This window comes from Haliscomenobacter sp., assembly GCF_965225875.1.
Taxonomy (GTDB): Bacteria; Bacteroidota; Bacteroidia; order Chitinophagales; family Saprospiraceae; genus Haliscomenobacter.
On the sequence record NZ_CBDDBS010000003.1, the window covers coordinates 2,933,257 to 2,944,981 of the forward strand.

General features: G+C 44.9%; 9 protein-coding genes. 5 read left to right on the forward strand and 4 right to left on the reverse strand.

Annotation, left to right across the window (positions count from 1 at the left end; translation table 11 throughout):
- Nucleotides 1–205 precede the first annotated feature (205 nt).
- The 4 genes from ACO08K_RS31660 to ACO08K_RS31675 form a co-directional block, all read right to left on the reverse strand.
- Nucleotides 206–2,953: a two-component regulator propeller domain-containing protein gene (locus ACO08K_RS31660; protein ID WP_421800511.1), complete on the reverse strand. Its 2,748-nt coding sequence runs from the start codon at nt 2,951–2,953 to the stop codon at nt 206–208.
- Between the two features lie 31 nt (nt 2,954–2,984).
- Entirely contained in the window at nt 2,985–3,374 is a 390-nt protein-coding gene (gene vapC / locus ACO08K_RS31665) for a type II toxin-antitoxin system VapC family toxin (protein ID WP_421800512.1), read from the reverse strand.
- Nucleotides 3,371–3,565 carry a type II toxin-antitoxin system VapB family antitoxin gene (locus tag ACO08K_RS31670; RefSeq protein ID WP_421800513.1) on the reverse strand — a complete coding sequence of 65 codons (195 nt, stop codon included), beginning with the start codon at nt 3,563–3,565 and terminating at the stop codon, nt 3,371–3,373. Before ACO08K_RS31670 ends, vapC begins: the two co-directional genes overlap by 4 nt.
- A gap of 124 nt (nt 3,566–3,689) precedes the next feature.
- On the reverse strand, nt 3,690–6,869 hold the full coding sequence (locus ACO08K_RS31675; RefSeq protein ID WP_421800514.1) for a carboxypeptidase regulatory-like domain-containing protein: 3,180 nt from the start codon (nt 6,867–6,869) through the stop codon (nt 3,690–3,692).
- A gap of 250 nt (nt 6,870–7,119) precedes the next feature.
- Here ACO08K_RS31675 and ACO08K_RS31680 point away from each other — a divergent pair, with 250 nt between their 5' ends.
- From ACO08K_RS31680 to ACO08K_RS31700, 5 genes are all read left to right on the forward strand, one after another.
- Nucleotides 7,120–7,776 carry a hypothetical protein gene (locus ACO08K_RS31680; RefSeq protein ID WP_421800515.1) on the forward strand — a complete coding sequence of 219 codons (657 nt, stop codon included), beginning with the start codon at nt 7,120–7,122 and terminating at the stop codon, nt 7,774–7,776.
- Entirely contained in the window at nt 7,773–8,834 is a 1,062-nt protein-coding gene (locus tag ACO08K_RS31685) for an alpha/beta fold hydrolase (RefSeq protein WP_421800516.1), read from the forward strand. Before ACO08K_RS31680 ends, ACO08K_RS31685 begins: the two co-directional genes overlap by 4 nt.
- Nucleotides 8,835–8,949: 115 nt before the next feature.
- Entirely contained in the window at nt 8,950–9,528 is a 579-nt protein-coding gene (locus tag ACO08K_RS31690) for a Crp/Fnr family transcriptional regulator (RefSeq protein ID WP_421800517.1), read from the forward strand.
- An 85-nt stretch (nt 9,529–9,613) separates the two neighbouring features.
- Nucleotides 9,614–10,876 (forward strand): hypothetical protein, encoded by a 1,263-nt coding sequence (locus ACO08K_RS31695; RefSeq protein WP_421800518.1) that lies wholly within the window; start codon nt 9,614–9,616, stop codon nt 10,874–10,876.
- A gap of 15 nt (nt 10,877–10,891) precedes the next feature.
- Complete coding sequence (locus ACO08K_RS31700) at nt 10,892–11,599, forward strand: CPBP family intramembrane glutamic endopeptidase (RefSeq protein WP_421800519.1); 708 nt, start codon at nt 10,892–10,894, stop codon at nt 11,597–11,599.
- The last annotated feature ends 126 nt before the right edge of the window (nt 11,600–11,725 follow it).

Genomic DNA, 11,725 nt, shown 5'->3' on the forward strand with positions numbered 1-11,725 from the left:
TGTAAGTGCAATCTTATCTCATTTATACAAGAATAGCTAGTTTTTAACCTCACCATTACTACGCCACTGCGAAAAATCATCGGACTAGTGATTTTTTTATTATTGAAAATCAATAACTTGTTTCAAAAATTATAATAACTGGAAAATGCAGGATTGTCAGTTGTTGAGCAGATGACAATTTGAGCTTTTAGTCCCGAAAACAATGCTACAAACTCATCAAAAATTCCACCAGGTTGTCATCCCCTTCCAATTCAAGTTTTCGTCGGAGTCGGTAACGTTTGTTTTCGATGCCCCGAATGGAAAGGTGCAAGAGGGGCGCAATTTCTTTTGAACTCAAATTCATGCGCAGGTAAGCCGCCAGACGCAAGTCACCGGGGGTAATGGAAGGAAACATGGATTTGAGCTTTTTAAAAAACTCGTCGTGTACTTGGTTGAAATTGTCTTCAAAAACCTGCCAATCTTGTTCGTTTCCCAAGTGCTCATCCACCAGGCGCAGCATTTTTTGGTAGTGCTTGGCGGCTGGGCGATCCCCACTTTCCGCTTTAAACCGAATCAGTTCTTCCTTGATTTGGAGCAGGGCTTCATTTTTGCGGATCAGGTGAAAAGTAGAGCTGGCCAATTCTTTGGACTTGTTGAGCACATCATTTTGCAACTGGATGTTGCGGTTTTGGATGCGTTGCTGGTGAAGTTCCCGCTCTTTTTCGAGGAGTAGCTTACGGCGCTGGATGTGCAGCCGCCTCTGATGCACCCGATTCAATAATCCATAAAGCCCGGCCAGGCCCAAAAAATACAAAAGGTACATCCAGGAGGTTTGGTACCAGTGTGGGGCGATGACAAAACTGCAACTCGCGGTTTGTTCGTTGAGGTCATGCTGAACTTCCAGTGTGTAACGGCCTGGTGACAAACTGCTGAACTCTCTTTCTGAAAACCGACTCCAGCCTGACCACTGCTTTTGTTCTTCCTTTAGCCGATAACGAAACAGCGTGGTCCGGGTATACTCATCTAGCGAAAATACAAAACGCAAAGTACGGGTACCCGCTGGAAAATAAACCACCCCACCCTTCCGGTATATTTGATGCCTGTTTTTGGGGTTTAAGGATTCGATTTTTTTGATGCGTAGGGTTGATTCAACATTTTTTTCCAAAGCATCCACCCGATTGAGCAGGGCATAACCATTGTCAATACAAAACAGATAGGTGCCTTTTTGCAATTCCACAATCGGATTGTAGTGGGTAGCCAGGATAGTGTTGATGACGCTTTTGAGCTGTTTGTTTTTTTTGATCCGCACTTGTTGGGGCATAATTTCAAATAATTCTGCAGTAGTGGATCGGAAAAATTTTGATTGAGTTTCACCTCTTAGTGGTGCGGGTAGGCATTTTTTAGTTTTGGGTTGATAGATAAACTGCTGCCCCCTGGACCAAATCCACACTTCTTTCCCCTTTAAAAAAACATCCAGATTGGAGTTGGCAGGCAAGCCGTCTGCGGTATTGATCGTATCAATCGCCGTGATTTTTTGATAGCTGGAATCGAGGGTCAAGTGATAAATGCTTTCGTAGGGATTGACAGCCCAACACTCATTGGGGCTTTGAAACACCAGTTTTTGGAGTGGTTCTTTTAAACCTTCCACTTGATGACTGAAATGCCACTTCCCAGCAACATCCTGACGAAAAACGGCGAGGCCTGTGTAGGTACCCTGAAGTAAATATTGTGGCCGTTGAGGTAGCTGAACAAACCACCACCCGCCCGTCACATTGGAAATACGCCGAAATTGTTGGCCTTCGATAACAAAAGTGCCCTCATTGTGCCCACAAAGCAACTGGTCATTAAACACCTTCAATTGCCAGACTTGCCCTTGTGAGCCGGGCAACAATTGATACCTTTCATTCTTGAGCAATGGCCAGCTTCGGAAAAAAACACCCTGATTGCTGCCTATAAAGAGCCGATTCTGGTGGATTGCTGCTGCATAAATGGACCCAATTTCACCTTCCCGGTCAGTGTAATACAACATCGGGTCATGGAGGGCGACCAAGTCCAAACCCTTGTCAAGGCCCAACCACAAGTTCTGTTTTTTGTCCTCAAACAGGCTCAGGATGGTATTGTTTTGTAAACCATTATTCTGGTTGATGTGGTACTGGATTTGCCCTCCTTTGACAATAAAAACACCATTCAAAATGGTGCCCAAAGCCAAACGGCCATCATGCAGTCGAATCGCTTTGTTCAATTGATAGCGTTTTAACTCCACATTTACTGGATGCTCCCAAGGGACGAATGTATTGCCCTTTTGGCGGAACATACCCTCATTACTCGTCCCTACCAACAGACCAGCCGGATCAGCGATAAGGGCCGTAATGGTCTGATTGGCAAAAAAATCACTGCCGCTTAACTCGCTTACTTTTTGTTTTGCCCCCAATTCATAAATCGGGGCCCGGATGGCTGGAATCAACAAACGACCATTGCACTCCTTGATGAACATGAAGGGAAAATAGGCGGGAACCCGGGTTACTTTTTTGCCATCGTATTGGTACATGACCCCAAAGGATTGAAAATAAACCACGTTTTTATACACCAAAATGTGCCAAAATTCTTCCTTACGAATGGCCTCGCGGCGCACTTTTTTGCTGAGGGAAGTATAGTATAGTTCACCTAGTTGGTTGCGTTGCCAAAAGCCAAATTCTCCATAACTGCCGCAGTAGATTTTTCCGCTCTGATCGCTTGCCACAGCTCGCGCAGTTTGACCGTTGGGTAAGGGATGAAGCTCCCAGTTGGCCCCATCGAACTCCAGTAAACCATCTTTATTACCCGCATAGATGATGCCGTGTTGGTCCTGGGTGATGGACCAGATTTGATTGGATGCTTGATAGGTTTTTGCTGGAAAGTTAAGAATTAGGGGGACATCGGCGGCGAAAGCATATGTGCTACAAAAAATCAAAAAAAGGCAGATGGTCGTTTTCATGTGAGATGGGTCGCGGAGTCCGGTGGTAAAATTACAGCGTTTTTAAACCAAAGTGATTGACGAATGGTATGAAATCACGATCTGCGTGCAAAAGGGAGAAGTCATACTCTAAACATGCTGTAGCAATAATAACATCAATGGTTTTTCTGACAGTTACACCTTTTTTTCTCAAAAACCGATAGTTTTCAGCACTTTTTATCGCAATGGGTTTACCGCCAAAATTAAAAAACGATAACGTTTCTAGTAGGGATTTGGCCATGTTGAAGTCTGCATCAACAGAGAATCCCTGCAAAACCTCAGTGAGAATTAAATCGCCAATTCCAAGTTGTACACGTCCCAGCAACTGATCAAGTAACTCAGTTTCGCGGGTGATACTACCGTTGAAGTAATCAATCCAAACTGAAGAATCAACTATAGTCATTGATTTAGGCGCATTTGTTCTAAATCACCTTCCCACTTCAATTTTCCCCTGAAGTTGCGGATTTTAAGTTGTTGTTGAATTTGGATAAATACCTTCAATGCTTCTTCAACAACGGCCTTTTTGGTTTCTAGGCCACTCAGACTCATGGCTTGAGTCATTAAGGCATCGTCAATAACAATATTTGTTCTCATGTATACACCTGATTTTAGACAAATATACACACAGTGGCTTTCTAAAGCAACGATGAGTCAAATAAAAATGCCCAGTTGATAAGCAAATCAACTGGGCAGAAAGAGTAATGTATGAAACGGCTAACTAGAAATTGTAACGAAGGCCCAGCTGCAAACGCCAAGGGGTACCTCCTACAAGATCTACACCCGTATTGGCGTTTAGGGAATATTTGTATTGCTGCAAGGTTTTGTCAAAACCGGAAATATTCAGCAAACGTGATTCACGGGCCAGGTTGGTGTTGCGGCCCTTGTTTTTGTCCAACAGGTTCATGAAGTTGAACAAGTCCGCACTGAATTCCAGTGACTGTTTGCCAAAAGTGTTGAATTTTTTGCTCAAACGCAGGTCGATTGTAGAGAAGAACGGATTGCTACCACCATTGCGTGGAGCAATTTTACCTACATTTTCCCGATAGTATTCTTTAGCTGCATCAGCAACCAGAGGGTTGTCCAACCACGCCTTAATGGAGGCAGCCAAAGCCGGATCAGTTTTAGGATCATTGGGATCAAACAAGAAGGCTAAGTCGTTTTGCTCATTAAAATCGCCATTCAAACTGGTACCAGCCCGGTAAGCGTGAAAAGCAAAGGGGTAACCACCCTGGCCGTTGAATGTTGCACCCAATTGGAACCCAGCAATCTCTGGAGTAGCCCCACTCACCAAAACTTTGTGGCGGAATTGTGAGTCGGAATAACCATAATTCAGTGCCCGTGGATCATCTTTAACCGGCAAGAAGGTTGAAGTATTGGCTACACAACAGTTGTACGAAGAGTTGTCTTTGGTATTGTTGTTGGTATAACTGGCCGCTACATAGCCACCCTTGTTGCCCAAGCGCAATTCAGCGTCCACAATCAACGCGGTTTGATCCAAAATGCCATCAGGATTCAGTTCCAAGACCCGACCCAGGTTTGGGTCTTTGCGGCTATCCTGCCATTTCAGAATACCATTGGTACCAATTTTATCAGCAGGTACAAATACCCCCCGGTTGGCTTCGTTGGCAAGACGGAAGTAGGGCTCGTCTACCAGGTTGGTTTCCTGGTAAACGTAGTTATCGGTAGTGTGTGAAGCAAGTAAGTTGATACCCACCCGCAACTTGTCGTTGAACAACAAACGGTTGTAGCTCAAATTGGCTTTCCAGGTAAAAGGAATTTCAAAATCAGGCCCGATCGCATTGATGGTAGATACATATGGCTGACCAGGTGTTACGCCTGGAGCAGTACTTGGATCTTCACGGTAACCTTTAAAATCGGGGAAAGGAACAGTCGTAGACACGTCAATAGAAGCCACTTTGTTGCCATCAAAAAGCATGTTGTTGGCAAGGTTGTAGTACATGGCCATGTTGGAAAAGCCACCAGCACCAAGCTTGATGATGTCTTTGTTTTTACCACCCACGTTCCAGGTCAATTGAACCCGAGGCTGGAAGTTGTCAAAATCAACAGGAGCAGTATTGGTGAAAACTTTCAGGCTTTCGGCCAAATCAGCATTAGGCGTTGGCGTAGTCAAAAATGCTGTTCCGTCCCAACGAACACCCACTACAGCATCCAGGTGTTTGGCCAATTCGAAATCCACTTGTGCAAAAGCAGACACGTCCAATACATTGTACCGTACCCATGGCTCACCTTCGCCAAGGTATACCTCACGTACGTAACGAGAAGGTTTTTGCAACTCGAAATCTTGTAACGAATTGAAGAAAAAGCGACCATTCAACTCGGAGGTGAATACATCTTCGAGGAAGGTCATGAAGTTATCGGTTCCGAGGGTAAGGTTGTATTTGCCCTTGGTGAGATAAGCGGTGTTGACCAGGTGAATCTGGTTGTAAATGGTCTTTTCAGGTGTAAAGCGCTGTCCACCAATTTGTACGGTACGGGTAGAAACTGCGTTGGGGTTGCTGGCCGTTGGAATGGGTGAACGAACGTTGACAATAGCGCGAGGAATGTTCAAAGCGGGTAATTCATCGCTGGGCACTTGGGCGGTGTACTCCGATTGGAACTGTACTTTCAGTTCGTTCAAAAAGCTTGGACTGAAATTGGAGCGCAAAGACAGCAACCCGGTATAAGAACGAGCCTCTTGTTGGTTCCACACTTCACGAAGGTTGATATTGGAGTTATCATTGGAGTTCAAAGGGTTGTTCCAGGTCGTAATGTTGTTGCGGAAAGTCAGTTTGTGCTTGTCGTTGAGGGTATAGTCAAAACGAGCAAAGATGACGTTGGAAGTGGTTTTGCGCTCAAAAACACCCACCTGTGGGCCAGAACCTACTCCATAAACGCGGCGGGCGATGTCGATGAACTTGTTCAAAGTATCTTTCCGAATCCCCAAACGAAGTTCATCATCAGCCGATTGGATGTCGGCATTGTTCACAGGTTCTTTTTGATCCTGACGGTCAAAAGCAACAAAAAAATGCAGTTTGTCCTTGATGATTGGCCCGCCCAAACTCAAGCCCCATTGATTGGTTGTAAAATCGATGTTCCGTTTTACACCACGAATGTCGTACTGACTAGAAAATTCATCGGCTCGATTGTAGAAAAACAAGGTTCCTTTCAACTCGTTGGTTCCGTTTTTTGTAACAGCATTAACAGCACCACCGCCTTGACGGCCTTGTGAAACGTCGTAATCGTTGGTGGATACCTGGAATTCGCGGATAGCTTCCTGCGAAATCTGCTGTGGGCCACCACCACTTGAACCTGCCCAAAGTGGACTACGGAAGTTGCCCCCGTCAATGGTGATGTTGGTTGAACCGGACCGGTGTCCACCCAAGTTGGCCGCACCATTTCCTTGCAGCGGCGAAAGTGCCACCAAGCCACTAAAGTTCCGGCCTTCCAAAGGCAAGGCTTTGATTTGGTTGGAAGAAACCGCAGTCCCCGCACCAAAGCTATTGACATCATCGATCAACTTATTCGCTGTGATTTCTACCGTATTTAGTTCCGTAGTTTGCTCGTGCATTTTCACATTGACTTGTACAATGTCACCCTGGTTGAGCGTGTAACCTTTGAGTTGTTGGTCGGCATAACCCGTATAAGAGATGCTGATGGTGTAAGGACCACCTAAGGGCAATTGCAACAGTTGAAATCGGCCATCTAATTGAGTAGTGGTGCCAGTGTAAAAGCCAGTAGATTCGTTGCGAACCTGAACGGTAGCCCCGATTAAAACCTCTCCTTTTGCATCGGAGATCAACCCTTTGAAGGAGGCGTTGGTGGCCTGACTCCACAAAAGGCATGGCAAAGCCAGGAACAGTGCAAGCACTGTCCAAAGACAAGTATAAAAACGATTCATGTTTGGGTATTGAGTGAATGTAATAATTCTGTAGGCGAAAGTAGAGGAGCTAGATTAAGTGAGATTAAGGTCTAGTTTAAAGAAATAACAACAAATGGACAGGGATATTAAATTTCTTGTTGGTGGCTGGGAATCCGTGCTTTTTGTTCCGTTCCTAAATATTTAACAGTTCTATAATGTTCGGATTGATACATCCGAACTTCTGTAGGTCTATTGCCCCCTACTTTTGAGCCAAGAAAAAACACCATTTATGAAGAATCTATTGCTAATGCTCTTGCTGCTTGGGATTAACCAAATTGGGTTGACCCAAGAAAGCAACAACAGTCCGACCTTGCCCCGAACGGGCATCAAAACGGCTTTGTTGGGAAGCCTCATTTACCCTGGCCTGAAGGTCGGCGTAGAAAGGCCTTACAAAATTATCCAGGTCGACAAAGAAAAAAAGTGGGGCATTAAGACCATCTTGAAAGAGAGGTACCTCACCGCTAATTTAGGCTATTACTACCATCCCAATTTTCACGACAACCTTTATTTACTCCTCGAAAGGCAAAAACGTCGCCAACATATGAACGGCTGGTTTACTGAAACCGCACCGGGTATTGGCTTTAGCCGCACCTTTTTAGGAGACGAAGCCTATGCGGTAAGTGACGAGGGGCAAGTAGATAAACTGAGCCTGGCTGGCCACAATTATGCCTTAGTTTCCCTCTCGGTGGGTTTGGGATACAATTTCGAAATAAAACTTGGCCAACCCCTCAAGATTTATACCAAAGCAAGCCTATTGGGAATGTTTCCAAGTAACAGTGACCTCTACCTACGACCCACTATAGAGTTGGGTGTGGCATTTTCCACCTCTTCCTTTTTGCCTGCTACACCTAAATTGCTTAACAAACACAAGACCAAACGCTCATGAAACGTATATTCTTTTTCATTTTCGGCCTTACCCTTTTGTTGGGTTGCCAAAAGGAAGAAATCACCATCAGCACCCGGGCTGCGGACCATTTTTTCCTAAAAACAAACGGCGCTTCCATGCCTGTACGGGTATACGGCAATACCGCCAGCAAAACCTACATGATTATGGTACATGGTGGCCCTGGCGGAGATGCTATTGAGTACCGGATAATCAATACCCTGGTTGAAAAAGTGGAGGCCAAATACGCAGTAGTTTACTGGGACCAACGCAATAGTGGAATCTCGCAAGGTGGTGCCAATGGCGGCTACAATCAAGTAGCCGATTTTGTAGCTGATTTTGAAAAATTGATCACCTTGCTAAAGTACCGCTACGGGGCCGACATCTCTATTTTCGTCAATGGCCATAGCTGGGGCGGTCATTTGACGCCCGCTTTTTTACAAAAAGACAACAACCAATACAGCGTAAAAGGCTGGATTCACAGCGACGGTGCCCACAACATCCCTTTGCTCAATCAATACGCCATTGAAAAAATGCTGGAAAAGGCGGAGGTAGAAATCCAAGCGGGTCGAAACGTAAAAGATTGGCAGGAAATCAAAGCGTATTGTCTAAGTGTGAAGCCACCTTTTACTGCCGAGAATAGTCTCAAGATCAACACCTACGCAGCAAAAGCAGAATCTTTGACGGAAGAGGTGCCCAAAAGCAAGTATGGTGTCGTGGAACGGCTCAACAACTACGATCGGGAAAATACGCCGCTCACCCAGTTGCTATTAAAACCCTTCGGCAATCCGGTGATTACCTCATTGGTCGACCGGCTGTTTGGCCATGGGGACTCCCAGCTTTCGGACAACATGCACCGGATTACCATTCCAACCCTTATCCTTTTTGGCAAGCACGATTATGTTTGCCCGCCCAAATTGGGCGACGATGTGGAAAGTAGAATCCTGTCTGCCTACAAACGGAAAGTTCTTTTTGAACACAGTGGACATGGCCCCATGGGCGGGGCCGATGAAGTGGCTTATTGGGATGAGGTGATGGCTTTTATAGAGCGATTTAGGTAAATGAATTAGTGGCCATAGACTTTTGTTCTTGTTCCTAAAGTCTATGGCTGCACTTGTAAACGAGCATTAACGCCATAAAAATTTCCGCTAATTTTGGCTCCAAAACAAAAACAACATGAGCCTCGCCACGCAAGTCAAATCCTTTTTCGACCCTTACTTTGATGCGCCCATATCGGTTTGGGAAAATTTTGCCCAATACCTCAAACCAGTAACTTTTGACAAACATGAAGTAATCAAGGCCTCCGATACAACAGAACGGCAATTACTGCTCATTTTGGAAGGCTCAGTCGGGATTTTTTTGTATAAAGAAAACCACGATGTATGCATTGACTTGGCCTATGAAAAGGACTTTGTCAGCGATTACATGTCGTTGCTTACCCAGGCCCCCAGTCCATTGTATACCAAAGCATTAGAAGAAACAAAAACCTTGGCCATTGATTACTCAAACCTGAACCAACTGTACAGTACCCCCTTTGGCGAAAAAATCAAAATCCTGGTGGCTGAAAGCTTGTTCATCCACAAACAAAATCAACAAATAGACTTGTTGCTGCTCACTGCGGAACAACGCTACCGTAAACTGTTGATCGAAAACCCCAATGTCATTTTGCGCACAGCGCAGATTCATTTGGCTTCTTATTTGGGTATTACGCCTGAAAGTTTGAGCCGTATCCGCAAAAAATACTCGCAACAATGAGGTTTTCTTACCATTGATCAATTTTTTTGAATTTTAGGCAGCCTAGGTTTGCATCATCATATTCACCCATTCGAAATTCAAGATGATGAAAAAGCTGCTTTCTGTAATTTGGTTTATCGCATTCGTCTTTGCCCTTCAGGCACAAGACAGCACCAAAGTTCGTTTAAATTTTGCCCAGACCTATCTCGAACTGGGCACCAATATCTATCCTTCATTTACGGGGCGGGTGTGGGAAACCAGTGAGGGTGGTGTAAACCAGCAACATCCCCTTTCGTTTTCTCCCATGCTCAACATCGGCGGCATCCATTTCTGGGGAAGGGGGGATTTTTACATTTCAGTACCTTTCGCCAGCCTTGCAACATCCAGCAGCGATCAGGTAAAGGCTGAAATTAGTGAATCGGTGGTAACAGGGATGCGTTTGATGCCCTGGGCTTTAAAAAGTGGCCAATTGACCCCTTATCTCGGCGCTGCGTGGATCGTTTCCAACTTCAGGCAAAAAGTGGATCAAGCCGATAACCCACTGTTCAATAAAAACGAGCTGAGGCTCGACGGAGGTTTTTTGTACGGGAAACAAGATTGGTTGTTTCGCTTGGGCGTGAATGGTTATCCCAAACACCGATTGGATTACCCAGTTGATGCAACGCATTTTCAAACCATCCAAACTCCTGCTTTGTCCGCAAACCTGGGCATCATTTACACTTTTGAAACAACAGCTAAAGGAATGAAACCCGAGGTGGCCAATCAATTGAATACCTATGCTAATTTTTCAAAACCCGACGAGGCCAAAAGCCACTTTGGAGACTGGTTTTTCGGTATAGGTCCTTCTACTTCATTTGTCCTGGAGTCTTCTGCTTACAATCAAAAAAAACATGCTTTTGTCAACCAGCGCAGTATTTCCAAAACCTATCTCGATTTGGCTTTAGGTTATCATTTCAACCAAGCCAGAATGGTGACGGCTTTGGCGTATCGACACGTTCCCTTCAAAGAAAAAGCATATGGTCTCACTCAAAACACTGTCAAAAATTCCCTGCTTTTTGAAACGTATTATTACTTACTGGATTACCATGGCTTTACACCCTATATTGGCCTCAACGTAGGCATTGACAAGCTTGTAATCAAAGAAAATGAGGCTTTGGTAGCCGAAAAGAACCAAGTGACTCCAGGCATCACCTTTGGCTGGGACATTTTGCCTGGAAAGACCGAACAGGCATTTGTACTGCGCACCAATTTGCGCTGGGTTCCGTTTCAAAAAATCAGCATTAATGGTGAAATCCACTCCATGAATCAGTTGGAATACAATGTCATTCAAGCGGTATGGTATCCTTCGCGGAAAAAATGGTACAAATAATCAATCAATTGCCTTATGATCATCAGTATCATTCTCGTCATTATTGCCACTCTTGTATTGTTGACTGTAGGCAAAGCCATCGACAAGATCAACATTCGTTTGTCTGGCAACGACTACATCGATTTCCAAATCAAATACCAGTTGGTGTTGCTTTTTAGCGCATTTTTGCTTTTGTTCATCAACGCATTATGTACTCGAAGCAATTTTTGGCCTTATCTGTCCACAGGCGACGTCAATGCAGTTGCTGAAAAAATGGCACTGTTTGTTATCCAGCAAGGAGATCGCTGGATGCCAACCGGGCTTTCCCTTTGTGTGGTGATCACTCTGGTTACGTCCATCTTCATGTATTTTCAACTTAGGCAGCAAGCCGTCAAGTGGAACCTACTTTTTGCAGGTATGGGGTGGATTTTGTTGTTTGCACTGAGTAATGCCCTGGGTGAGGAACTCATCTATCGCGTGGGCATTGTGGTGCCTTTGCAGGGGCTGCTGGCTCCAGTTGTCATATATAGCATCTCTGCCGTTTTGTTTGGAATCCCGCATTATTGGGGCATGCCGAGTGGGGTCATTGGCTCGTTTTTGGCTGGTGTTTTGGGCTATGTGTTGGCTAAGTCCGTGGATGAAACTCAGGGGATTTTTTGGGCCTGGGTAATTCATTTTTTGCAGGATGTCGTTATAATAGGGGCGGGGTATTTGGGGAAGGGAAGTAATTCTCAATCGGCATGAATTGCGTCAAAATATTTAAATACCTCGTAACGTGACAAAGTAGAATTCAGTCACTGGCATTAGGAAATAAGGTGGAATTTCTGATGTTTCCCGCATTTTTTATCATAGGGTAAATTTTTTGCAGAC

What these genes read in the sequence shown, in the direction of transcription:
- ACO08K_RS31660 (WP_421800511.1), bottom strand. Translation starts at nt 2,953, where the DNA reads ATGAAAACGACCATCTGCCTTTTTTTGATTTTTTGTAGCACATATGCT.
- vapC (WP_421800512.1), bottom strand. Translation starts at nt 3,374, where the DNA reads ATGACTATAGTTGATTCTTCAGTTTGGATTGATTACTTCAACGGTAGT.
- ACO08K_RS31670 (WP_421800513.1), bottom strand. Translation starts at nt 3,565, where the DNA reads ATGAGAACAAATATTGTTATTGACGATGCCTTAATGACTCAAGCCATG.
- ACO08K_RS31675 (WP_421800514.1), bottom strand. Translation starts at nt 6,869, where the DNA reads ATGAATCGTTTTTATACTTGTCTTTGGACAGTGCTTGCACTGTTCCTG.
- ACO08K_RS31680 (WP_421800515.1), top strand. Translation starts at nt 7,120, where the DNA reads ATGAAGAATCTATTGCTAATGCTCTTGCTGCTTGGGATTAACCAAATT.
- ACO08K_RS31685 (WP_421800516.1), top strand. Translation starts at nt 7,773, where the DNA reads ATGAAACGTATATTCTTTTTCATTTTCGGCCTTACCCTTTTGTTGGGT.
- ACO08K_RS31690 (WP_421800517.1), top strand. Translation starts at nt 8,950, where the DNA reads ATGAGCCTCGCCACGCAAGTCAAATCCTTTTTCGACCCTTACTTTGAT.
- ACO08K_RS31695 (WP_421800518.1), top strand. Translation starts at nt 9,614, where the DNA reads ATGAAAAAGCTGCTTTCTGTAATTTGGTTTATCGCATTCGTCTTTGCC.
- ACO08K_RS31700 (WP_421800519.1), top strand. Translation starts at nt 10,892, where the DNA reads ATGATCATCAGTATCATTCTCGTCATTATTGCCACTCTTGTATTGTTG.